The organism is Bacillus sp. JFL15 (assembly GCF_001184225.1).
Taxonomy (GTDB): Bacteria; Bacillota; Bacilli; order Bacillales; family Bacillaceae; genus Bacillus; species Bacillus siamensis.
In genome coordinates, this window is the sequence record NZ_KQ236689.1 from 2,392,988 (window position 1) to 2,416,969 (window position 23,982).

A 23,982-nucleotide genomic window follows, 5' to 3' on the forward strand; every position below is an offset into this window, starting at 1 on the left:
ATCTACTATTCAACTGCGGATAAAAGACCAAATATAACAAAAAAATTTTCTGCGTACTTCTAGTGCTGAAGTAGAAACAGCTGGGTGGACACTTCTGACAACCCTCATCGGTACATCTACTATTAGCAATAGTTGTAATAAATAATAAAAAGGAGGTGAAATTGAATGAGAGATGTATTGGAACTTCAACAAATGAATGAAGGATCTGACGTAGAAGCTTCAAAAGGCAAAGGCGGCTTACTTACACTGATCACAACGGTAGTTGGCACATCTACTATTAGCAACAACTGCGGATAAAAGACCAAATATAACAAAAAATTTTCTGCGTACTTCTAGTGCTGAAGTAGAAACAGCTGGGTGGACACTTCTTGACAACCCTCATCGATACATCTACTATTAGCAATAGTTGTAATAAATGATAAAAAGGAGTGAAATCGAATGAGAGATGTATTGGAACTTCAACAAATGAATGAAGGATCTGACGTAGAAGCTTCAAAAGGCAAAGGCGGCTTACTTACACTGATCACAACGGTAGTTGGCACATCTACTATTAGCAACAACTGTGGATAAAAGACCAAACACACTAAAAAAGTATGCTTGGTCGTTACACATTATATGAAAGCCTAAACAGGAAAAGGACCCCAATCCTTTTCCTGTTTCTAAAAAAGTTTTCATATAAATTCTTTTCACTATCCCATACTTCTTATTTATTGTCAATGGAAAATGAATGAAGTGGCTTAGTTCTTAATTTATATGTAGGACTAAATTCAAAAATTTAATTTTATTAAATGAAGAATGGAGGAATAATAATGAATAACGTATTAGCATTACAACAATTAAATAATAGTTCCGAGGTGGAACCGCAAATAGGACCAACGATAACAACTATTACAGTAATACCTACAATGGTTATATCCTTAATAAGTAATTATTGCGACAATCATGCTTCATAATATAATGATTTAAGATGGACACTTGGCTAAAAAGTATTGCAGAAAAGGAAACTGATAATTAAATGGATAAAGTAAACAAAAAACGACCGTTTTATAAAAGAAGTTGGTTTCACACGGTTTTGGCATTTTTAGTTTCACAGCTTTATTTTAATTTTGTAGAATTAACGGGATGGGGTCCTAAGTATAGAGAAATGAATGGATTCCCAGCAAATATAGTTGAACTGGATTTCTTTCAAAAATATCTTTCATTCTATGATAATCCATGGTTTAATATTGTCACTGCTTTCTTGGGGGTTTTCACTGTTATACAAATCATCACAGGTATAACAAAGGATATTCGAAATTAAAGCAATAACTTCTGATGCGTTATTTAATTATGAAAGAAACTTTCTTATTAATCTTATGAATGAAGACTGCGGCACTTAGTCAGCAGTCTATTTTATTGGTTTTGGATCAGGATTACCAAATCGAAACCTTATCCAAACATATATGGGTGATTTCTGGAAGCGTCTTATAAAAGTAATTATTAATTTTTTATGCAGATATTTTGTTTATAAGTCATAACTAATCTTTGTCAGGTTGCCATTTGTTGCGTTGGTTATTTCTAAACGATGAGCAAATCCCAAATGAGATTGAAGTTCTTGCAATTTGTTAAGTTCGAGTTTATTTTCCCATCCCATCCTATCCTCATTACTCCATGTGTTTCACAAGCGGTAAGTTAAGGCTTTTTCTTTTTACATTCTCTTCAGTACTCAGATATACCCCCCTCCCCAGCCCCATTTGCTTAATCAAATAATTTCTTGAAATTATGATATTGATATACGGATATGGTGCAGCGTAAAATATTTTATCTTCGATAACAGGACAATTATTTTGCATTGGTAATAGGGAGAACTCATATGATATTCTATTTAGGCTGGAATCCTTTTTATCCAAAAAGTTCATAAGTAAGGCCGCTACGAAAGATGAAGGTCAGCGCTAATATTAATAAACCACAATATAAATAAGGTGCAGTTAATCATCACACTTTTTCTCTTAGAACCTATTAAAGGTTAAGGAGTTTGACTAAGTTGATCCGAAATGAACGGTATGGGGATGACTATAGCGATAGTCTATTACGTTAACTCAATTAATGTGTTCTGCTTCAGTTTGCTTTTTCACTTTTTTACGTGTAAAAAGTGAAATGTTCAAAATTTACTATCGTTTGATAAGAAATGCTTTCGCGTGCTATAAGTGTAAAAGGAAAGCATGGTCAGTTTTTTAATAAATGATGCAGCCGTATTCCCTAATGAAAGGATATGAATTTGTTATGATAGATAATTTCTGGCGTGAATTGCCGCGGCCATTTTTTGTACTGGCGCCAATGGAAGATGTGACGGATGTCGTTTTTCGCCATGTTGTGAGTGAAGCTGGCAGGCCTGATGTGTTTTTCACAGAGTTTACAAACTCAGAAAGCTATTGTCACCCGGATGGGAAGGATAGTGTGCGCGGCCGTTTGACCTTCACAGAGGATGAACAGCCGATGGTAGCCCACATATGGGGAGATAAGCCTGAAAACTTTCGCCAAATGAGTATTGGGATGGCGGAATTAGGGTTTAAAGGGCTGGATATCAATATGGGCTGTCCTGTGCCTAATGTGGCGGGGAACGGAAAAGGAAGCGGCCTGATCTGCCGTCCTGAAGTTGCAGCCGAATTAATACAGGCAGCAAAAGCGGGAGGACTGCCGGTAAGTGTGAAGACCAGACTTGGCTACACGGATGTAGACGAATGGCGCGGCTGGCTGACACACGTATTGAAACAGGATATTGCTAACCTTTCCATTCATCTGCGTACCAGAGCGGAAATGAGCAAAGTAGATGCGCATTGGGAGCTCATCCCGGAAATCAAGAAACTTCGTGACGAGATAGCGCCAGATACCCTTTTGACGATCAACGGGGATATTCCTGACCGGGAAACCGGGTTAAAGCTTGCCGAACAATACGGTGTTGACGGGATTATGATTGGACGAGGCATTTTTACAAATCCATTCGCCTTTGAAAAGGAGCCGAAAGAGCATAGCAGTAAGGAATTGCTTGATCTTTTGAGACTGCACCTGGATCTTCATGATGAATATTCAAAAGAAGAAGCTAGAGCATACAAACCGCTCCCTCGCTTTTTCAAGATTTATCTCCGCGGATTCCGGGGAGCAAGTGAATTAAGAAATCAATGCATGAATACAAAGTCAACAGATGAAGTGCGTGCATTGCTCGATAACTTTGAGAGAAAGTATCTTGATGGGATGGAGCAAGAGTGACATAAACAATTCCTCATCTGGCCCGGATTATGAATTCCGGGTCTTTTTGTGTGCAGCCTTTCCACCGCCTGCACCCTGATTACAGAAAGCAGATCTATGTCCCGTTCCCCTGACGTTTTATCATGCGTAAATCAGCAGATAATGGTACATTGATATGAGAAACTGCATAAAGGGGGAGAGAAAAATGAAACGACTGTGCATTATCCCCTGCGGCAAGAAAAAAATCTGGGACATCAATCCGGATACAGTGCCGGTAAAGGCGGAGGACGCCTATCTCAGCCCGTTTCATCAGGCATGCGAGCGATACGCGAAAGCTTTTTTCGATGAGTGGGTGATTTTGTCGGCAAAACACGGATTCCTTCGTCCGGATGATATGGTTCCCGGAAATTACGATGTCACTTTTGGAACCGGTCATCCGGAGATCATGGCAGCGGAGGAGCTGCAGCGCCAATTTTGTGAAAAAGGCTTTTCTGACACCGTTGAAATTGTCATGCTTGGCGGGAAAAAATACCGAAGCGTCCTAAACGCCGTCATCGGAGAGCATCAGCATGTCAGCTGGCCACTGTCATCGTACAAAGGCATTGGCTACATGCTTCAAGCGCTGAATAAGGCTCTAGAAGAAAAGCATGAACTGTAACAGCCATTCAGACAAGCAGTGCAGAAGTATGAAGCTGTTAAAAGATTTCCGAGGAAATAAATACGTCGATCATTGTCAAAGACCGGGTGATGTCCGGTCTTTTTTGTATGCCTGAAAACGAGACAAATGGATATAGATCGAGACAAAATGAGACACCTGTACCAAACTGTCTCACAGTATAAAATAAAAACATTGATTTTACGGGCTTTAAAAGCTGGCACACTTCTTGCATTTATAAATATGAACCCTAAATAGAAGGAGGCGCACAAAAAATGGAATTGTTAAAACGAGAAGGCTTGTCATTAACTGAGGAGAAAGCGCTGTGGATGTACCAAAAGATGCTGGAAATCAGGGGCTTTGAAGACAAAGTCCATGAACTGTTCGCGCAGGGAGTGCTTCCAGGATTCGTCCATTTGTATGCCGGTGAGGAAGCGGTAGCTGCAGGGGTGTGCGCTCATTTGAATGACGGAGACAGCATTACGAGCACACACAGGGGACATGGCCATTGTATCGCCAAAGGCTGTGATCTGGATGGTATGATGGCGGAAATATTCGGGAAAGCGACCGGACTGTGTAAAGGCAAGGGCGGTTCTATGCACATTGCAGATCTGGATAAAGGCATGCTCGGCGCAAACGGAATTGTAGGCGGAGGATTTACGCTTGCCTGCGGATCAGCGCTGACAGCTAAATATAAAGGGACTAATAATGTAAGCGTTTGCTTCTTTGGAGACGGCGCAAACAACCAAGGTACGTTTCATGAGGGGCTCAATCTAGCGGCTGTATGGAATCTTCCTGTCGTGTTTATCGCAGAAAACAATGGCTACGGAGAAGCGACGCCGTTTTCGTACGCGTCGGCCTGTGATTCTATTGCCGACAGAGCGGCGGCTTACCGGATGCCCGGCGTAACTGTGGACGGAAAAGACGTGCTGGCCGTTTATGAAGCCGCAGAAGAAGCGGTCACGCGGGCGAGAAACGGCGGAGGGCCGTCATTAATTGAATGCATGACTTACAGAAATTACGGCCACTTCGAAGGAGACGCCCAGACGTATAAGCCGAAAGAGGAAAAGACGGATCACTTAGACCGTGATGCAATCAGCGCTTTTAAAGCATATCTGCTTCAGGAAAAGACAGCGGAACAAAAGCTTGCCGATATTGAAAACAATGTGAAACAAGCGGTTGAAAAAGCGGTTTCTTTCAGTGAGAAAAGCCCGTATCCGAGCGAATCTGAGCTTCTGACTGATGTGTATGTGAGCTATTAAAAAAGGGGGAATGTTGAAATGGCAAGAATCGTGAGCATGTCCGATGCAATCAATGAAGCGATGAGACTTGCGATGCAAAGAGATGAAAATGTGCTGTTAATCGGTGAAGATGTGGCCGGAGGCGCGGATGTCGACCATTTGCAGAATGATGAAGCGTGGGGCGGCGTGCTTGGTGTGACGAAGGGGCTTGTTCAGGAATTCGGGAGAAGCAGGGTGCTTGATACGCCGATTTCTGAAGCGGGCTACATGGGAGCGGCCATGGCTGCGGCCTCCACCGGACTCAGACCGATTGCCGAGCTGATGTTCAATGACTTTATCGGAACCTGCTTTGATCAGGTGCTTAATCAGGGGGCAAAATTCCGCTATATGTTCGGCGGGAAAGCCCAGGTGCCGATTACAGTGCGTACGACTTACGGAGCGGGTTTCAGAGCGGCCGCCCAGCATTCTCAAGCCATGTATGCTCTGTTTACAAGCATTCCCGGCCTGAAAACCGTCGTCCCTTCAAATCCGTATGATGCAAAAGGACTTCTTCTGGCTGCGATTGAGGACAATGATCCGGTGTTCTTTTTTGAAGACAAAACGTCCTACAGCATGACAGGCGAGGTGCCTGAAGGATATTATACGATCCCGCTCGGCAAAGCCGATATTAAACGCCAAGGCGGCGATGTGACACTTTTTGCAGTCGGCAAGCAGGTGAATACGGCGCTGGAAGCCGCGGAAGAGCTGTCGAAAAAAGGGATCGAAGCAGAGGTGCTTGACCCCCGCAGTCTGTCCCCGCTTGATGAAGAGGCTATCCTTGCGTCACTTGAAAAAACAAACAGGCTGATCATTATTGATGAAGCCAATCCGCGCTGCAGCATTGCGACAGACATCGCGGCGCTTGCTGCGGATAAAGGCTTTGACCTGCTGGACGCACCGATAAAACGAATCACGGCCCCGCATACGCCTGTTCCGTTTTCACCGGTCTTAGAAGATATTTATCTTCCGGCGCCGGCCCGTATCGTAAATGAGACGCTTGAGCTTTTAGGAGAACCTTTGGCGTATTAAAGGAGGGATAAAGAATGGCTGTAAAAGTAGTGATGCCGAAGCTTGGAATGGCGATGAAGAAAGGTGAAGTATCCGTCTGGAATAAAAAAGTCGGCGACCCGGTTGAAAAGGGAGAAAGCATCGCCAGCATCAACTCTGAAAAAATAGAAATGGACATTGAAGCGCCTGAAAGCGGCACGCTTCTTCATATTAAAGTCAAAGAGGGAGAGGGAGTTCCGCCGGGAACGGCCATCTGTTATATCGGGGAAAACGGCGAAGAAGTGCGGGAAAAAGAGACACCGGCGCCTGAAAATGAAGGGAAACCGCAAGCTGAACCTGAAAATATTCCCGCTCCCAAAGCCGGGCAAAAGCGGAAACACCGCGTGAAAATATCTCCCGTTGCCCGAAAAATGGCCGAGAAAGCCGGATTGAAAGTTGATACGCTGAACGGGACGGGTCCCGGAGGCCGAATTGTAAAAGCTGACGTCATCAAAGCCATGAAGACGGAAGCTGAACCGCAGTCTTCGGTTCAGACGACACAGCCGGAGGGAAAACCGGCTTCAGCGATGAGAAAAGTGATTGCAGACCGAATGCACAAAAGCCTGCAAAACAGCGCCCAGCTGACGCTGACCATGAAAGCCGACATTACAGAGCTGTTGAAATGGCAGCGGCAGCTCGCCGACAGTGCGAAAAAGCGGAGCGGAGTTAAGCTGACGGTCACACATTTCGTATCCCGGGCGGCGGTGCTTGCGCTGAAACAGCATCCTGAACTGAACAGCTCTTATCAAGAGGAGCGGATCATCACCTATCCATATGTCCATCTCGGGATGGCGGTTTCGCTTGAAAACGGCCTTGTCGTGCCGGTGATCCGGGATGCGGAAAAGCTCTCATTCCTTGAGCTTGCGGATCACATCAGCACATCTGCACGGCGGGCGCGGGAAGGCAATGCTTCCGGCGATGACCTTCGCGGATCGACATTTTCTATTACGAATCTCGGGGGTTACGGAGTGGAGCATTTCACCCCGATCCTAAACCCGCCTGAAGCCGGTATTCTTGGGGTGGGCGCAAGCTATGAAACGCCGGTGTTCAAAGGAGATGAGCTTGTCAAAAGCACCATTCTGCCGCTGAGCCTTACTTTTGATCACAGAGTATGTGACGGCGCCCCGGCTGCGGACTTCCTGAAAACGGTCAAAACATTGCTTGAAGAGCCTGCCGGATTGATTTTATAGAGAGAGGTGAAGAAATGAAACTAGCCATTATCGGCGGCGGGCCGGCCGGATATGCAGCAGCCGTGACTGCCGCGCGGAGGGGAGCAGAAGTCGTCCTGATAGACAAAGGACCGCTCGGGGGTACGTGTCTCAATGAAGGGTGCATCCCGACAAAGTCGCTTTTGGAAAGCGCAAATGTGCTTGATAAAATCAGGCACGCAGATACATTCGGCATCGAACTCCCGCAAAACATTACACTCAATTGGGCCCGCATGCAGGGGCGCAAACGGCAAATCGTCAGCCAGCTCGTGCAGGGAATTCAATACTTAATGAAAGCAAATCAGATTAAAGTCATCCGCGGGACTGCTTCATTTCTCACAGATCAGACGCTGCTGATTGAAGAAGAAGAAGGAGCAAAAGACATTCTGGAAGCGGACCGGATATTGATTGCATCCGGATCTGAACCGGCGGAGCTGCCGTTTGCCCCTTTTGACGGCAATTGGGTGATCGACAGCAAAGATGCGCTTTCTTTGCAGCACATTCCTTCTTCTCTTCTCATTGTCGGAGGAGGTGTAATCGGCTGCGAGTTTGCATCTTTATTCAGCCGGTTTAAAACGAAAGTAACGGTGATTGAATCGGCTGACAGGCTGCTCCCGGCAGAAGACGGAGAAATCGCGGCCGCTTTTGAAGACTCTTTAAGAGAGAGCGGGGTTGATATTCAGACGAAAGCCGCCCTACAGCGGATTGACAGAGAAAGGAAAACTGCTGTGTGGACACAAGACGGCAAAGAAATTGAGGCCCGGGCTGATCACATTCTGGTTGCAATCGGCAGAAAACCGCGTTTGCAAAAGCTGAACATGGAGCAGGCAGGCATCCTGTATTCTCCGCGCGGCATTGAAGTCAATGACCATATGCAGACAAATGTGCCGCATATATATGCATGCGGCGACGCGGCCGGAGGAATGCAGCTGGCGCATGCCGCTATTCATGAAGGCATCACCGCCGCTTCGCATGCCACGGGAAAGGACAGCAAAGTCGATATGCGGGCGGTGCCCCGCTGTATTTATACATCGCCGGAAATGGCAGCTGTCGGACTGACGGAAACGCAGGCGAGAGAGAAATACGGAGACGTAAAAATCGGAGAATGCTCATTTTCCGCTAACGGAAAAGCGTTAATTAAACATCAGCACGGCGGCAAAATGAAAATCATTGCCGAACCGGAATTCGGAGAAATCGTCGGCGTGTCAATGATCGGACCGGACGTAACAGAATTGATCGGCCAGGCGGTCATGCTGATGAACGGTGAAATGACGGCGGATATGTCAGAGCACTTGATCGCCGCGCATCCCACTCTTTCGGAAACACTTCAGGAGGCTCTGCTGAATGTCACCGGACTTGCGGTGCATTCCGTGTAGCCGGGATACCCTTTCTCAGACTGAGAAGGGGTATTTTTTATTGAAAGCGCTTTACTTTTCCCCTACAATATATGAAAAGATGGTCTGAACAGGGGGGAGCGGATACGATGAATGTCATTCGGAATGATTTTAAAACCTGGAAGCGCTTTGTGAAAGAAGGCGTGCTTGATGAATCCCGTATTCAGAAGCGGATTGCAGCCTCATGGCACCGCTGCAAAAAAGCCGACGTCAACCCTTATCTGGAAAAGGGGCCGAAGGTAATGCCGGCAGATCATTTAGAAAGGCAGGCCGAGAAGCATGCGTTATTTTTGGCGGCCTCGTCGCCGCATGCAGAAAAAATGAAGACGGCGATGCGGGAAATGGAAATGATGGTTCTCCTGATTGATGCCGACGGCGTTGTCCATTCAGTTAACGGCCACCCGCGCACCATTCATGAAGCGAACCGCATCAATTTCTTAAAAGGCGCCTGCTGGACGGAAACGGCGGTCGGCACGAATGCGATCGGGACGGCCCTTTATACGAATGAACCGGTCATGATACACGGCTCTGAACATTATTCGCTCGCTTCCCATCAGTGGAGCTGTTCCGCCGCTCCGATCCGTTATGAAGACGGGCGGCTGGCCGGTGTCATTGATATTTCCTGCCCTGCCGCCCGCGCTCAGCCATTTATGCTCGGAATTGCTTCCTCCATCGCTTATACGGCGGAACGGGAGCTCGCCTTAAAGATGAAGATGACAGAACTTGATATGATCGGAAAATTTGAGGAACTCACCAAGTCTCATGAACCGATCGTGCTTTGCAATGAGATCAATCGGATTATCGCCGCAAGCCGTCCCGTTCAGCATTTAACCGGGCATATGCTGCGCGAGCTTGAGGAACAGGGCTTTCAGACCAAGCAGGCGAAACGGGAGGAGAACGGCTTCACATGCTTCTATGTAACCAAACGAGAAGAAAAGCCGTCTTTTATATTTCATGGCGCGGCAGGAGAAAGCCCGTCATCCCGACATATGCTGCAGCAGCTGGAGCTTGTCGCCCGAACGGACGCAACCGTCTGTCTGACCGGAGAAACCGGTACGGGAAAGGAGGTTGCCGCCCGGGCGATTCATAACAACAGCTCCCGAAAAAACAGCCCGTTTATCGCAGTGAACTGCGGAGCGGTCCCCGAGAAGCTGATTGAAAGCGAACTGTTCGGCTACACGGAAGGCGCCTTCACCGGAGCCAAACGGAAAGGACAGATCGGCGCATTGCAAAAAGCTGATAAAGGCACACTTTTCCTCGATGAAATCGGAGAAATATCACACTCCATGCAGGTCGCTCTGTTACGCGTGCTGCAGGAACGGAAGGTCACTCCGATCGGCGGGACGAAAGAAATTCCCGTTGACATCAGAATCATCACCGCCGCCCACACTGATCTGAGACAGCTTGTTGAAAGCAAAAAGCTGAGAGAGGATTTATTTTACCGGCTTCACGTCTGTCCGATCCATCTCCCGCCATTAAGAGAACGCACTGAAGACATTCCCGGCCTCTTCTTTGAATTTCAGCGGAACCGCGGCTGGCCGGGAGAGCTTCCTGATGATTTTTTAGACATCTTAAAGAACCGCAAATGGCCGGGGAATATCAGAGAATTGTTTAATGTGTTTGAACGTCTGTCCGTCATGTTCCCGGACGGAAGGCTGTCAGGGCGCCCTCTCCCATCTCTGCTTGAAGCGTCAGGCCTCACAGAAGAGTCTCAGTCTTTTAGCCAAGAAGAAGCGCCCCCTGTTTCCATCCGGGAGCACATTCAGAAAAACATCATCGTAAACGCGCTTGAATCGGCAAAGGGAAATGTCACGCTGGCCGCCAAAATGGCGGGAATTCCGCGGAGCACGTTTTACAAACGCCTCAAAAAATTCAAACTCACCGCCGGACAATTGTAAGAAACAAGCATACTTCTCTTGGCTGCCGGACACGTTATGTGTGAGGCCCAAAGGAGGTTTGAGACGTGAACACACAGCGTGCGAAAGACATTGCTGAATCCGCTGCCATGGCGTATGTGACATATGAAGGCGTCCCCATTTATATTCAGCATGTCAACGAGGACAAGGAAACGGCCAGGATTTTTCCGATCGGAAATCCTCAATTTGAGCAGGAAGTGCAGCTTTCTGATTTACAAGAGCATTTTTGAGACACAGGTCTGCTGATCACAGCAGGCCTTTTTTGTTCCTGTGAGAACTTTCCCGCTTTTTGAGAAAAATAACTAAAAATGATTAAATGATCTAACTCCCATAAACCCGGTACAGAGAAGCCGTTCTCATGATATAAATAAAATGTAAACGTTATCAGAGGAGGGCTTCACATGACAGACAAATCATTCTCAATCGTTATTGCAGGCGGCGGCAGCACATTTACCCCCGGAATTGTATTAATGCTTTTGAATCACCTGGAAGAGTTTCCGATCAGAAAGCTGAAACTTTATGACAATGATAAAGAAAGGCAGGAGCGGATTGCGGGTGCGTGTGAGGTATTCATAAAAGAAAAAGCGCCGGACATTGAATTTTTGGCGACTGATGACCCGGAGACGGCTTTTACGGATGTTGATTTCGTCATGGCGCATATCCGCGTTGGGAAATATGCGATGCGCGCGCTGGATGAACAAATCCCGCTGAAGTACGGTGTCGTCGGGCAGGAAACATGCGGGCCGGGCGGAATTGCATACGGTATGCGGTCTATCGGCGGCGTTCTGGAAATCCTTGATTATATGGAAACGTACTCGCCTGACGCATGGATGCTGAATTACTCCAATCCTGCGGCGATTGTGGCCGAAGCGACACGGCGCCTCAGACCGAATTCAAAAATATTGAACATTTGCGACATGCCGGTCGGAATTGAGGATCGCATGGCGAACATTCTCGGATTATCCTCAAGAAAAGAAATGAAGGTCCGTTATTACGGCTTGAACCACTTTGGCTGGTGGACGTCCATCACGGATCGAGAGGGCAATGATTTAATGCCGAAGCTGAAGGAGCATGTCCGTGAATACGGCTACGTTCCGAAGACGGAGGCTGAACAGACCGAAGCAAGCTGGAATGACACCTTCAAAAAGGCGCGCGACGTTCAGGCGGCCGATCCGGATACGCTTCCGAACACATATCTGCAATATTACTTATTCCCGGATGATATGGTGAAAAAATCAAATCCGAATCATACGAGAGCCAACGAAGTCATGGAAGGGCGCGAAGCTTTCATTTTCAGCCAATGCGATATGATTACGAGCGAGCAGTCATCGGAAAACAGTGAAATTACAATTGACGACCATGCTTCCTATATCGTCGATCTTGCCCGGGCCATCGCTTACAATACCGGCGAGAGAATGCTGTTAATCGTTGAAAATAACGGCGCGATCGCAAACTTTGATCCGTCAGCCATGGTTGAGATTCCTTGTCTCGTAGGTTCAAACGGACCGGAACCGCTCTCCGTCGGGAATATTCCGCAATTTCAAAAAGGCCTGATGGAACAGCAGGTATCTGTCGAAAAACTGACGGCTGAAGCATGGGAAGAGCGGTCCTTTCAAAAGCTGTGGCAGGCGCTGATCCTGTCAAAAACAGTGCCGAATGCCCGTGTGGCAAGACTGATTCTTGAAGATCTGATGGAGGCTAATAAGGATTACTGGCCTGAGCTTGATGTAAGTCCGTCTCATATTTCCTGATGACAATCTTCCCCGTTTTCTTTATCTGTTATTCTATATAATAGAAAGAAAACGGGGGGATTTTGGGATGAGTCTTGAAGAACTGGTTAATCAGCATTACGCGAAATTAAATGACAACGATTTTTATATTTTAAAATATATATTGAACAATAAGCATACGTGCTACCATCTCGGTATCAATGACATGGCGAAAGCCTGCAATGTCTCTCGGTCTTCGATCCTGCGGCTCGCCCAAAAGCTCGGCTTCAGCGGCTACAGTGAATTCCGGGTTTTTCTGAAATGGGAGGATCAGCCTGAAGAAGGCGAGAATATGACGTTTGAAAAGCTGCTGGATGATATTGAAGCCAACGTAAAATACGTAAAGTCAAAAGATATGACGGAGATGTGCCGGCTGATAGATGAAGCAAAACGGATTTTCGTTTACGGATCGGGCACGGCTCAAAGGGTGTGCGCCCGCGAGCTGCAGCGGATGTTTGTATCCCGGCGGAAGTATTTGATTTTAATACAGGACATCACAGAGTTTGATATCATGTGTGATGATTTTACGGTTGATGACGTATTCATCATTATTTCTTTATCCGGGGAAACACCCGAATTAATTCCGCAGGCAAGGACCTTGTCCGCAAAGGGAGTTCCGTTCATTTCAATCACCAATCTGAAAAACAACGTACTGGCGCAGACGACGCCGTATAATCTTTATGCGACCAGCAAGCCGGTAACGTTAAGCGATAAAACGGAAATTGTCGCATTTGCCCCGTTTTTTCTGGTGGGCGAAGCGTTATTCCGTGCATATGTTGATTATAAAGAGCTTGAAAATTTTGATAACTAGCGGGAGGTCACGTGAAATGATGCAAAAAGTCCAGCGCTTCGGCAGCGCGATGTTTGTGCCTGTTTTGTTATTTGCATTTTCCGGTATTATTGTCGGTCTGAGTACGCTCTTTAAAAATAAAACGCTGATGGGGCCGCTGGCTGATCCTGACGGGCTTTGGTATCAATGCTGGTATGTCATTGAACAGGGCGGCTGGACCGTCTTTAATCAAATGCCGCTCCTGTTTGCGATCGGCATTCCTGTCGCTTTAGCAAAAAAAGCGCAGGCGCGGGCTTGTTTGGAAGCGCTTACAGTTTATCTTACATTCAATTACTTTATCAATGCGATTCTGACGGTTTGGGGCGGGGCTTTTCATGTCGATATGAATCAGGAAGCCGGCGGAACGAGCGGGCTGACGATGATCGCCGGGATCAAAACGCTTGATACGAATATTATCGGCGCCATCTTTATTTCATCTATTGTCGTTTACTTGCACAATCGCTATTTTGATAAAAAACTGCCGGATTTCCTGGGGATTTTCCAAGGATCTTCGTACATCGTCATTATTTCTTTTTTCATTATGATACCGATTTCACTTGCGGTGGCCTATGTATGGCCGATGGTTCAGTCCGGAATCGGATCGCTGCAAAGCTTTCTCGTTTCCTCCGGGGCGGTCGGCGTGTGGATTTACACGTTCTTGGAGCGGATTTTAATTCCGACGGGCCTGCATCATTTTATTTACTCACCGTTTGTTTACGGGCCGGCTGTAGCTGAAGGCGGTATCGTCACCTATTGGGCCCAGCATCTCGGAGAATACTCCCAAAGCGTCAAACCGCTGAAAGAATTGTTCCCGCAGGGGGGCTTCGCGCTTCACGGCAACTCGAAAATCTTCGGCATTCCGGGAATCGCGCTCGCCTTTTACGCCACGGCTTCAAAGGAAAAGAAAAAAATAGTCGCCGGCCTTTTGATTCCTGTCACTTTGACGTCCATTGTCGCCGGTATTACGGAGCCGATTGAATTTACATTCCTTTTTATCTCGCCGTTTTTATTTGCGGTTCATGCTTTGCTTGCGGCTTCCATGGCGACCGTCATGTATATGGCCGGCGTCGTCGGAAATATGGGCGGCGGTTTGATTGAAGCGGCGACTTTGAACTGGATCCCGCTGGCGCCAAGCCACGGTTTGACGTATGTATACCAGATCATCATCGGCTTGTGCTTTACCGCCATTTACTTTTTCGTCTTCCGCTTCCTCATTCTCAAATTCAACATCGCCACCCCGGGCAGAGAGAAAGAGGAAGGAAAGGAAACAAAGCTTTATTCGAAAAAGGAGTACAGAGAACGGAAGCAGGCTTCAAAAGAAACAGCGGCGGCAGACGAAACACAACGGGATACAGCCGCTTTGTATATTGAAGCGCTGGGCGGAAAGGACAATATTACGGAGGTCACCAATTGCGCCACCCGTCTCCGCGTCACTGTCGCTGATGAATCAAAGGTCAAAAGTGATGCCGATTTCAGAGAGCTGGGAGCCCACGGCGTCGTCAGAAAAGGCAAGGCGCTTCAGGTCATTGTCGGATTAAGCGTTCCGCAAATGCGGGAGCGTGTCGAGAAAATATTGAACGGTTAAAATACTGCAGCAGACTATGTGCAGAATGGGAAGAGCGCTTGTTAATCCGGCGCTCTTTTTATGTTTTGAAAAAATGTATGAATGAATTTGTCATACCTTTGCCACCTGTACATGCAGGAGTGAAAGCGGGAGATGCAAAAACGGAATGACTTCTGCGATGTTTCAAATAGCAATTAAAAAATGGGAGGCAAGATCATGACAAACTATACGACGTTCTTAGGACTTTACAAACCCGATAAAACGGAGGGGATTGAAGTTGAAAGCATTGCTCAAAACTTTGAAGCGATTGACAGCAAAATCGGTGCTGCCCTTAGTGATGGCACGTCAACTTATGAAAATTTAAATGAAAGACTTAAAATGTATGAAAACAGATTTGAACATGTGACAGAGCGAAACGTTATGGATTTTGGGGCTAAAGGTGACGGAGTAACAGATGACACGCAGGCATTTCATGATGCTATGGCCGACGGAGGTTATGTCGTAACGGTTCCCCCGGGTGTATTCAGAACATCCGGATTGTTTGTTCCGTCAAATACAATGCTTGTCGGAGCAGGCAAGAAAAGAACGGTCATTAAATTATTAGACGAAACACCGGTCGGCCATTCTGTTCTGACCAACAGCGATTATACAAACGGTAATGAAAATATTTACGTCGGCCATCTTACGCTGGACTGGAACAAGGATACGCGTCCTGCCGGCTGGAAGATTCCGAAGGGTCCTACTTCAAGCTGTTTGCTTTTTGCGAATGTTGACTATTCTTTTGTCGAGCATGTGTTTGCGAAGAACGGCGGCCTGCACGGCTTTGATTCTACAAGCCCGAACTATAACAGACATGGAGAAATGGACGACCCCACTTATTATCAGCCCAACGGCTGTAACTTTGTAACGTTTTCTCATTGTGAAGCAACAGGGTCCGGCGATGATAACTTTACTTGTCATTTTGGGAAACACACGACTTTCAGTCATTGCCTCTCTTACCATCCAATGGGGCTGAATGACGGAACTTCTAATACGAATTGTTTTGAAATTGATGACGGCTCTCAAGACGTCATGATTGATAGTTGTATCTCAATTGGAGGAGTCCGAGGCTTTGAAATTAAAGCACACGGTTATGCACCGGCTGCGAAGAGAGTACAGCTTGTTAATTGTCGCGCATATGAAAATGCCATTGGATATAGCATTCGCCATATCGGTCACCACACAGCAAGCGAACCTCAGTCAGCGACAGCACATGATGTGCAGCTTGCGAATTGTATCTCATATAACCCTAAACCAAATGATCTATACAAAGGGGCGGGTCCAAACGCGTTGCAAATCTCCGGATATGATGGTGTTAGCGTTGTGAATTTCCATGCTATTTGTGATGACAGTTCAATTGATTATAAGGGGAATTCGGTAGTCAGCGTATTTTATAAAGGACGCTTAATCAGTCTAAAGAATATAACCATCCGCGGATTTAAAACTGCAGACAACGACTTATATATTGTCGGCGGGGATAACTCAGTAGGGAAAGTGATGGTGGATGGTGTCACATTGATTGACTCCGGAAAAAAAGGAGTTGCATTCGGCAGCGGAATGTACGAGTCTGTTGTTAGCAATGTTTGGGGACAGAGATCTCCAAAAAATAATAGCGGGACAGTTGGAATTTATTCCTCAGATCCAGACCTTAATGTATCCAATTGTGATTTTTCAGGTTATGAAACTGACTTTAACATTGGAGGAGCAGTCACTCCTTATTTCTTATTCAAACATAAAGGAAGCGGAGTCATTGGCTCCCGTGAATCTCATGCTACAGGGAACAATAATTTTGTGGCTGGTTCTGTTCGGGGAAGAGCGGCCGGAGCGGCACAATCTTCAGTGCTGTCTTCGTACAATACAATTAACCCGAATTCAGATTCTGTAGCACTTGGCTGGGGTGCCGGCAGCACTCCGTCATCAGCCAACAGAAAAATTGAGCTTCACGCAAAAGAAGGAACAATTAAGGCTTCCGGAGGCGTAACAGGTTCCTCGACATTCTCTGACTACGCTGAGTATTTTGAGAGCCTGACCGGGGAGAAAATTCCGACGGGAACACTTGTCACACTTGAAGGTGATAAGATCAGACCGGCCGAAAAGGGTGATCTCATGCTTGGTGTTATTTCCGAGACTGCCGGAGTGATTCTCGGTGAGTCGAGTTTTCACTGGTCGGGACGATACGTAAAGAATGAGTTTGGCGGCTATGTTTATGAAGAACAGAAAGATGCGAACGGCCATACGGTCATGGCGCCAAAAGAAAATCCGGACTTTCGCCCTGAAGAAGACTACACTTCAAGACAAGAACGAGACGAGTGGAACATTGTCGGGCTTATCGGTCAGGTATATGTCAAATGCGATGAGACTGTGAAAGCGGGAGATTTTATTCATGCCCATAACGGGATTGCAGCAAAATCCGACGCTCCAAACCAGCGCTGGCAGGTCATGAAAGTGATCAAAGAGTTTGATGCCGATAAAGGATTCGGGGTCGCTCTCGTTTTTATTCGTTAGATGAAATGACAAAGCATAAATGACCATCCTGAATAGCGGACGCCTTTTTAAAGGCTCCGCTAATTTATTTTAAAATCAAGGCTTCGGTTCAGGAGCTGGTAAAAAGAAAAGATAAGACAGCCTCCATATATCTGCATCCCTCATTCCTTCAATTTTGATCTTCAATGATTTCCGTTTTTTCTTCACAAAGTACATAATAAAAGGTGCGGGTTCAAGGGTTAATCCTTTATTCATTTAAGACAAACAAATAAAATAAATATACATACATACTGAACAAAGAATTTGGAGGCTTACACATGTCAAAGGCTTTATCATATGTAAAACCGTATTCTCTGTTGGCGGGAATCGCTCTGTTTTTCATGCTCATCGAGCTTGCGGTAGAGCTGATACAGCCCCTGCTGATCGGGAAAATCATCGATGAAGGAATTTTAAAGCAGGAGCTCGGAACGGTCTGGCTGTGGGGCGGCGTGATGATCGGACTGACCGTTGTTTCATTTGCATCGGGCATTTTAAATTCGTTCTACTCCGCCCACATCAGCCAAAGCTATGCGTATGATACGCGAAAAGGGCTATTTCAAAAAATCCAGTCCTTCTCCTATTCGACGTTTGCGCAATTCTCATCCACATCGTTTATCACCCGGCTGACAAACGATGTGACGCAGGTCCAAAATATGCTTTTCATGAGTCTTCGGTTTATGCTTCGGGCGCCGTTAATGATTGCGGGCGGCATTATTCTCTCGCTGACCGTTAATGCGAAACTCGGTTTTTTTCTGCTGATCACGGTGCCGATTTTGCTTTTGTTTTTGCTGTGGGTGCTGAAAAGAGGCGGCGCGCTGTTTCGGTCTGTGCAAAAGCGGCTTGACCAGGTCAATACGATCATGCAGGAAAACCTGACGGCGATCAAACTGATTAAAGCGCTTCTCCGTGCAAACCACGAAGTGAAACGTTTTTTGAAATCGAATACGAAGCTGATGGAAAAAACAGTATCCGCCTTTCGTCTCGTGGAAGCGGCGATGCCGATCTTAATGCTGCTGATGAACAGCTGCATTTTGTTTATCTTATGGTTCGGCGCCAAAAGCATTGATCAGGGCGGGGCGCAGGTCGGAGATATCGTTTCCGTGATTAACTATGCGACGCGGATTACAGGCGCGCTGTCCGTCCTGCCATTTCTCATTATGGTATTTTCCCGGGCGAAAGCTTCCGGCGAAAGAATCGGAGAGGTGCTGGAAACTGAAGGCGGCGAGGGAACGGGACATGACCCGGCACAAGCGCTTGCCGGCGAAATTGAGTTTCACGAAGTGTCCTTCCGCTATCCGGACATGGAAAAAGACGCGCTGCATCACGTTTCCTTTTCTGCCAGCCCGAAAGAAACGGTTGCCATTATGGGCGCGACAGGCTCAGGAAAATCAACGCTCTTTCAGCTGATTCCGCGCCTGTACACGGCTGATTCAGGCAGTATTTTCATAGACGGAAAACCGATCGGTGAATTCTCCGCTCACGGGCTGCGCAAGGAAATCGGCTATGTTCCGCAGGAAGTGCTCCTGTTTTCGGGCACAATCCGTGAAAATATCGCCTGGGGGCGGGAGGATGCTTCACTAGATGAAGTAATGGAAGCAGCCAAAGACGCGCAAATCCATGAAACGATTATGAAGCTGTCAAACGGATACGACACGGTGCTGGGACAGCGGGGCGTCAATTTGTCAGGCGGGCAGAAGCAGCGCATTTCCATCGCGCGCGCTTTTATCAGAAAGCCGTCCCTCCTGCTGTTAGACGACAGTACGAGCGCGCTGGATCTTCAGACGGAAGCAAAGCTTTTAAAAGCGATCAGATCCTATGAATGCACGACACTGATTATCACGCAAAAAATAACGACCGCAATGAAGGCTGACACCATCTTATTGCTTGAAGACGGCGAACTGCTGGCAAAAGGCACGCACCAAGAGCTGATGGCAGAGTCTCATCTGTACCGGCAGATTTATGAATCCCAATTCGGAAGGGAGGGAGCTGACAGTGGAGAAAGACATTCGTAAACCTTTCCGTTATCCGAAAATACCGCTCAAATCGAGTGAAGGCGGCAGAAAACGTGCGAAAGCAAAAGATGCAAAAGGGACCCTGCGCAGAATCTGGTCGTATGTAGCAGAGAAAAAAGGGCTATTGACTCTTGTGATCATCATGGTAGTCATAAGCGCCATATTCGGCCTCCTCGGACCGTTCGTCATCGGGAAAGCGATTGATCATTTCATCGTCGGACAGACGACGGACGGATTGGCGGGGGTGCTGTTCATACTGTTTGGGATTTACCTCGTGCAATCGTTGTCCTTATGGTTTCAAAACTATTGGATGATCAATATCTCGCAAAGCACCGTGTTTAAAATGCGGAGCGAGCTGTTTACCCATCTGCATGAGCTGCCGATTCCGTTTTTTGATAAACAGCGGCTCGGCGACTTGATGAGCCGGGTCACCAATGATATTGAAAATGTCAGCTCCACTTTAAATACATCCGTCATTCAGGTGCTGTCGAGCGTCATTACATTCGTCGGCACAATCGCCGTGATGCTGTACATGAGCCCGCTTTTAACATTGATTACGCTTTTGATCATTCCGATCATGTTTTTAAGCATCAAATGGATCACCAACCGGACGGGACTCTTGTTTAAGCAGCAGCAGAAAAACCTCGGCGAGCTGAACGGTTTTATTGAAGAGTCGGTATCAGGAGCGAAGGTCATTAAAGCCTACTCAAGAGAAGACCGAGTCATGGAGCAATTTTTAGAAAAAAACGCGGCGTTAAAATCATCGGGGTTTTGGGCGCAGACAATTTCGGGATTCATTCCGAAAGTCATGAACTCTTTAAATAATTTAAGCTTTACGATTATAGCGGCGGTCGGCGGGCTGTTTGCGCTGAAAGGGTGGATCTCAATCGGTTCCATTGTCGTATTCGCCGAATACTCGCGGCAGTTCACCCGCCCTTTGAATGATTTAGCCAATCAGTTCAATACGATGTTATCGGCAATCGCCGGGGCTGAACGGGTGTTTGACGTGCTTGATGAAAAAGAGGAGCGGGAAGATGAAGAGCATGCGGCGCACCAGCCGATCAAAACGGGTGACATTGAATTCCGCGATGTCTCCTTCGGCTATCAGGAAGACAGCCTGATCTTAAAACATCTGTCCTTCAGCGTTCCGAAAGGACAGTCAATCGCCTTCGTCGGTCCGACCGGAGCGGGTAAAACAACCGTTACGAGCTTGATCGCCCGTTTTTACGAGCCGAATGAAGGAAAAATTCTCATTGACGGAACGGACATCAAAAAACTGACAAGATCCAGTCTGAGAAAAAACATGGGGTTTGTTCTGCAGGATTCATTTCTCTTCCAGGGCACTATCAGGGAGAATATCCGCTACGGCCGGCTGGATGCTTCTGACAAAGAGGTGGAGGAAGCCGCAAAAGCCGCCAATGCCCACGGATTCATCGAACGGCTCCCGAAAGGCTACGATACCGTTCTTACCCAAAACGGCGCGGGCATCAGCCAAGGACAGAAGCAGCTCATTTCCATCGCGAGAGCTGTGCTCGCGGACCCGGTTCTGCTCATTTTGGATGAAGCGACGAGCAACATTGATACAGTGACCGAAGTGAAAATACAAGAAGCGCTCGGCCGTTTAATGGCAGGCAGAACGAGCGTCATTATTGCTCACAGGCTGAACACGATTCAAAAAGCCGACCAGATTCTTGTGCTGAAAGACGGCGAAATGGCTGAAAAAGGAACCCATGCCGAACTTCTCAGCCAGAATGGTTTTTACCAAGAATTATATGAAAGCCAGTTCCGGGAATCGTAAATAGGGAAAAAGACCTCCGACAGAGTGCGGAGGTCTTTTTTTTATGAGGATAAATAGTACTTTTCAGTTATTTTCGTTAAATGTAACGAAATTACTTGACGTAAATAAGTTATGTATATATACTAGCTTACATAAAGTAAGTGATAATAATTTTCAAGGAGGATTTTATGAATAAATCATTCGAAACAGGAACACTGCTTTTAAGGGTTGTAACAGGTATTATCTTTTTTGTACACGGTTTATCCAAGTTCCAAGGATTAGAAGGCACCACACAATTTTTCCAAAGCATCGGGCTTCCGGCGTTTATGGTCTATGTCATCGCAACGATTGAGCTTGTCGGCGGGGTTCTGATCTTTTTCGGTTTGGCGACGCGCATAATCGGCGTTCTATTTGCTGTCACATTAGTCGGCGCCATCTTTACGGCGAAGCTTTCCTCCCCATTTATGGGCGGCTCGGAATTTGATTTCATCTTACTGGTGGCATCTATTCACTTAGCGCTTTCAGGAAGCCGTCTGCTTTCATTGGACCAGCTCCTTTTCAAATCAAAAAAGGGAGAAACTTTTTCAGCATAAGAAAGAAGGCGTTCAAATGACCGGCATTCATCAAGATACAGCAATCGGTTATGTCAAATTGACTATCAAAAATTTGGAACGGTCGCTCGACTTTTACCAAAATGTGATCGGCTTTCAAGTCATCTCGCAAACCGATCGTTCCGCAGAACTGTCAGCAGACGGAAAACGCGTCCTGCTGATGCTTGAAGAAAATCCAAGCGCCGTCATTCTCCCGGAGCGGTCTGTCACCGGCCTGTACCATTTCGCAATACTTCTGCCTGGCCGGAAAGAACTCGGCATCGCATTGGCCCGGCTGATTGAAAACGGCATCGCGCTCGGTCAGGGGGATCACGCGGTCAGTGAAGCTCTTTACCTGTCTGATCCGGACGGAAACGGCATTGAAATATACGCCGATCGTCCCCGCAGCACGTGGCAGCGCGATGCAGAGGGCAATTACGTCATGCAAACGGCGCCCGTCGATGTGAACGGGCTTTTGAAAGAAGCCGGAGCTGAACGGAAAAGCCGCCTTCCGGAAGGAACCGTAATCGGTCACATCCATCTTCATGTGACGGATTTACAGGAAGCTAAAGCTTTTTATACAGATATCCTCGGTTTTGATATTGTCGGCAATTACGCCGCCATGTCCGCCCTGTTTGTTTCAGCAGGAGGGTATCACCATCACATCGGCCTGAATATATGGGCCGGAACACATGCGCCGCCGAAACCGGGAAACGCAAGCGGACTGGATTATTACACCATCGTGCTTCCGCATCAAAAAGAGCTGTCACGAGTGACAAAAGCGCTGACCGATGCCGGCTTTGAGATTGAAGAAAAAGAAGCGGGCATATTCGTTAAAGACCCTGTGTCAGGGGCGGATATCGCATTTACATTGTAAGAAAGAAACCTTGCCGTTCACCGGCAAGGTTTTTTATTTTTCTGAAGTGTTCTCGAAAGGAGAGCTAAAATCACAGTGACGCGCAAAAATGGCGTCTGGAGCCCGCCATCGCCGGCCCGCGCTCAGGGCCTCCGCTGAATTGAAAACTGTGTACGGTCGGCAGATGAGGGAGCATTAAGCCGCATCCAGTCAGAAGATGAGGCTTTTCGTATGCTATTTACAATTTTGTGAAAAATAACCGATATGAATTGAAATTCCTTATTCTTCCTGATATGATAAGCCGAAAAAGGAGAACCTGAACTGATGAATTCTAATGCAGCACAGACGGAACAGCCGATGAAGCATAACGGAAACCGGGTTACGGTTAAGGACTTTATCATCCTTGCCAAACCGGGGATTATCATCTCGAATTCACTCGCCGCATTGGGCGGGTTTTGGATCGCGTGGCTTCAGTCAGAAAGGACGGGCGGAGAACCCGGTATATTTGCCGCTATGACGATCGCCATGATCGGAACGGCACTTGTCATGGCGTCAAGCACTGTTTTTAATAACTTCTTTGACCGCGGCATGGACGCAAAGATGGCGCGAACCCGCACCCGCGCCAGCGTCACGGGGAAAATACCGCCGCCAGTCATGATCCTGTATGGCATCTGTCTCGGCGCATGCGGATTCATCATGCTTGCTGCGCTTAATGTACTGACTGCCGTTCTTGGCCTGCTTGCATTTTTACTGTATGCCGTCGTTTATACGCTTTGGTTTAAAAGACAATCCGTCTGGAGCACATTTGTCGGCAGCTTTCCGGGAGCCGCTCCGCCCTTAATCGGTTATTGCGCGCTGGCCGGGTGTATTGATATGCCCGCGATTTTGTTATATGCGATTATGTTTTTGTGGCAGCCGCCACATTTTTGGGCGATCGGGATCAGGCGAAAGGAAGAGTATCGTGCCGCCGGTATTCCGCTTTTGCCGATTGTAAAAGGCAACCGCGTCACAAAAATGAAAATGCTGCGTTACATCGCCGTTCTGACTGCGGTTTCGCTGCTCGTTCCTTTCTATATAGATGTCAGCCCGCTTTATACCGCGTCCGCTCTTCTGCTCGGAGCCGTCTGGCTGTACCGGAGCGTCAAAGGTTTTCAGGCGGCGGATGACACGCAATGGTCGAAGGGGATGTTTTTGTATTCGATTGTATATTTCAGCCTGCTTTTTCTTATTTTAATGGCTGATTCGTTGATCACGGCGGTTCTCAGAACGTAAACAGGCGGCTTATAGATACAGAGCCG

At 47.1% G+C, this 23,982-nt stretch carries 20 protein-coding genes and 1 pseudogene; all 21 read left to right on the top strand.

From position 1 onward, the window contains the following. Positions 1–165: 165 nt before the first annotated feature. Positions 166–297, top strand: coding sequence for a class III lanthipeptide (locus AD710_RS19855; RefSeq protein ID WP_197083937.1), 132 nt, complete (start codon positions 166–168; stop codon positions 295–297). 141 nt (positions 298–438) lie between these two features. Then, positions 439–570 (top strand): class III lanthipeptide, encoded by a 132-nt coding sequence (locus AD710_RS19860; RefSeq protein ID WP_197083937.1) that lies wholly within the window; start codon positions 439–441, stop codon positions 568–570. 239 nt (positions 571–809) lie between these two features. After that, complete coding sequence (locus tag AD710_RS20360; RefSeq protein ID WP_197083938.1) at positions 810–953, top strand: class III lanthipeptide; 144 nt, start codon at positions 810–812, stop codon at positions 951–953. Between the two features lie 62 nt (positions 954–1,015). Beyond that, positions 1,016–1,300: a YfzA family protein gene (locus tag AD710_RS11915; RefSeq protein WP_049628111.1), complete on the top strand. Its 285-nt coding sequence runs from the start codon at positions 1,016–1,018 to the stop codon at positions 1,298–1,300. A 962-nt stretch (positions 1,301–2,262) separates the two neighbouring features. Next, positions 2,263–3,246, top strand: coding sequence for a tRNA dihydrouridine synthase (locus tag AD710_RS11925; protein WP_029575235.1), 984 nt, complete (start codon positions 2,263–2,265; stop codon positions 3,244–3,246). A 184-nt stretch (positions 3,247–3,430) separates the two neighbouring features. Continuing rightward, on the top strand, positions 3,431–3,883 hold the full coding sequence (locus tag AD710_RS11930; RefSeq protein ID WP_049628113.1) for a DUF6884 domain-containing protein: 453 nt from the start codon (positions 3,431–3,433) through the stop codon (positions 3,881–3,883). Positions 3,884–4,155: 272 nt separating this feature from the next. Next, a pseudogene (locus AD710_RS11935) lies at positions 4,156–5,176 on the top strand (thiamine pyrophosphate-dependent dehydrogenase E1 component subunit alpha). Next, positions 5,161–6,189 carry an alpha-ketoacid dehydrogenase subunit beta gene (locus AD710_RS11940; RefSeq protein ID WP_016936747.1) on the top strand — a complete coding sequence of 343 codons (1,029 nt, stop codon included), beginning with the start codon at positions 5,161–5,163 and terminating at the stop codon, positions 6,187–6,189. The pseudogene AD710_RS11935 and the gene AD710_RS11940 overlap by 16 nt, the downstream one beginning before the upstream one ends. Positions 6,190–6,203: 14 nt before the next feature. Next, entirely contained in the window at positions 6,204–7,397 is a 1,194-nt protein-coding gene (locus tag AD710_RS11945; protein WP_049628114.1) for a dihydrolipoamide acetyltransferase family protein, read from the top strand. Positions 7,398–7,411: 14 nt separating this feature from the next. After that, on the top strand, positions 7,412–8,791 hold the full coding sequence (lpdA, locus tag AD710_RS11950) for a dihydrolipoyl dehydrogenase (protein ID WP_049628115.1): 1,380 nt from the start codon (positions 7,412–7,414) through the stop codon (positions 8,789–8,791). A 107-nt stretch (positions 8,792–8,898) separates the two neighbouring features. Then, positions 8,899–10,707, top strand: a complete 1,809-nt coding sequence (locus AD710_RS11955) for a sigma-54-dependent Fis family transcriptional regulator (protein ID WP_049628116.1) — start codon at positions 8,899–8,901, stop codon at positions 10,705–10,707. Between the two features lie 65 nt (positions 10,708–10,772). After that, entirely contained in the window at positions 10,773–10,955 is a 183-nt protein-coding gene (locus AD710_RS11960) for a small acid-soluble spore protein H (protein ID WP_016936743.1), read from the top strand. 171 nt (positions 10,956–11,126) lie between these two features. Beyond that, positions 11,127–12,476, top strand: a complete 1,350-nt coding sequence (glvA, locus tag AD710_RS11965; protein WP_049628117.1) for a maltose-6'-phosphate glucosidase — start codon at positions 11,127–11,129, stop codon at positions 12,474–12,476. Positions 12,477–12,543: 67 nt separating this feature from the next. Then, on the top strand, positions 12,544–13,305 hold the full coding sequence (locus AD710_RS11970; protein WP_049628118.1) for a MurR/RpiR family transcriptional regulator: 762 nt from the start codon (positions 12,544–12,546) through the stop codon (positions 13,303–13,305). A gap of 16 nt (positions 13,306–13,321) precedes the next feature. After that, complete coding sequence (locus AD710_RS11975) at positions 13,322–14,908, top strand: alpha-glucoside-specific PTS transporter subunit IIBC (RefSeq protein ID WP_049628119.1); 1,587 nt, start codon at positions 13,322–13,324, stop codon at positions 14,906–14,908. A gap of 195 nt (positions 14,909–15,103) precedes the next feature. Then, on the top strand, positions 15,104–17,431 hold the full coding sequence (locus AD710_RS11980; protein WP_049628120.1) for a peptidase G2 autoproteolytic cleavage domain-containing protein: 2,328 nt from the start codon (positions 15,104–15,106) through the stop codon (positions 17,429–17,431). 296 nt (positions 17,432–17,727) lie between these two features. After that, complete coding sequence (locus AD710_RS11985) at positions 17,728–19,461, top strand: ABC transporter ATP-binding protein (RefSeq protein ID WP_049628121.1); 1,734 nt, start codon at positions 17,728–17,730, stop codon at positions 19,459–19,461. Next, a complete protein-coding gene (locus AD710_RS11990) occupies positions 19,442–21,259 on the top strand; it encodes an ABC transporter ATP-binding protein (RefSeq protein WP_049628122.1) in 1,818 nt (605 codons plus the stop codon). The genes AD710_RS11985 and AD710_RS11990 overlap by 20 nt, the downstream gene beginning before the upstream one ends. Before the next feature lie 167 nt (positions 21,260–21,426). Next, positions 21,427–21,831 carry a DoxX family oxidoreductase CatD gene (locus tag AD710_RS11995; protein ID WP_003155526.1) on the top strand — a complete coding sequence of 135 codons (405 nt, stop codon included), beginning with the start codon at positions 21,427–21,429 and terminating at the stop codon, positions 21,829–21,831. A 16-nt stretch (positions 21,832–21,847) separates the two neighbouring features. Further along, on the top strand, positions 21,848–22,705 hold the full coding sequence (locus AD710_RS12000; protein WP_049628123.1) for a catechol 2,3-dioxygenase: 858 nt from the start codon (positions 21,848–21,850) through the stop codon (positions 22,703–22,705). A gap of 303 nt (positions 22,706–23,008) precedes the next feature. Then, positions 23,009–23,956 carry a heme o synthase gene (gene cyoE, locus AD710_RS12005; protein WP_049628124.1) on the top strand — a complete coding sequence of 316 codons (948 nt, stop codon included), beginning with the start codon at positions 23,009–23,011 and terminating at the stop codon, positions 23,954–23,956. Positions 23,957–23,982 lie beyond the last annotated feature (26 nt).

Bases quoted from the DNA above. Each gene is read 5' to 3' on its own strand.
- AD710_RS11945 (WP_049628114.1), top strand. From the start codon at position 6,204: ATGGCTGTAAAAGTAGTGATGCCGAAGCTTGGAATGGCGATGAAGAAA.
- AD710_RS11975 (WP_049628119.1), top strand. From the start codon at position 13,322: ATGATGCAAAAAGTCCAGCGCTTCGGCAGCGCGATGTTTGTGCCTGTT.
- AD710_RS11995 (WP_003155526.1), top strand. From the start codon at position 21,427: ATGAATAAATCATTCGAAACAGGAACACTGCTTTTAAGGGTTGTAACA.
- AD710_RS11925 (WP_029575235.1), top strand. From the start codon at position 2,263: ATGATAGATAATTTCTGGCGTGAATTGCCGCGGCCATTTTTTGTACTG.
- AD710_RS11970 (WP_049628118.1), top strand. From the start codon at position 12,544: ATGAGTCTTGAAGAACTGGTTAATCAGCATTACGCGAAATTAAATGAC.
- AD710_RS12000 (WP_049628123.1), top strand. From the start codon at position 21,848: ATGACCGGCATTCATCAAGATACAGCAATCGGTTATGTCAAATTGACT.
- AD710_RS11930 (WP_049628113.1), top strand. From the start codon at position 3,431: ATGAAACGACTGTGCATTATCCCCTGCGGCAAGAAAAAAATCTGGGAC.
- AD710_RS19855 (WP_197083937.1), top strand. From the start codon at position 166: ATGAGAGATGTATTGGAACTTCAACAAATGAATGAAGGATCTGACGTA.
- cyoE (WP_049628124.1), top strand. From the start codon at position 23,009: ATGAATTCTAATGCAGCACAGACGGAACAGCCGATGAAGCATAACGGA.
- AD710_RS11955 (WP_049628116.1), top strand. From the start codon at position 8,899: ATGAATGTCATTCGGAATGATTTTAAAACCTGGAAGCGCTTTGTGAAA.
- AD710_RS11980 (WP_049628120.1), top strand. From the start codon at position 15,104: ATGACAAACTATACGACGTTCTTAGGACTTTACAAACCCGATAAAACG.
- glvA (WP_049628117.1), top strand. From the start codon at position 11,127: ATGACAGACAAATCATTCTCAATCGTTATTGCAGGCGGCGGCAGCACA.
- AD710_RS19860 (WP_197083937.1), top strand. From the start codon at position 439: ATGAGAGATGTATTGGAACTTCAACAAATGAATGAAGGATCTGACGTA.
- AD710_RS11940 (WP_016936747.1), top strand. From the start codon at position 5,161: ATGGCAAGAATCGTGAGCATGTCCGATGCAATCAATGAAGCGATGAGA.
- lpdA (WP_049628115.1), top strand. From the start codon at position 7,412: ATGAAACTAGCCATTATCGGCGGCGGGCCGGCCGGATATGCAGCAGCC.
- AD710_RS11985 (WP_049628121.1), top strand. From the start codon at position 17,728: ATGTCAAAGGCTTTATCATATGTAAAACCGTATTCTCTGTTGGCGGGA.
- AD710_RS11915 (WP_049628111.1), top strand. From the start codon at position 1,016: ATGGATAAAGTAAACAAAAAACGACCGTTTTATAAAAGAAGTTGGTTT.
- AD710_RS20360 (WP_197083938.1), top strand. From the start codon at position 810: ATGAATAACGTATTAGCATTACAACAATTAAATAATAGTTCCGAGGTG.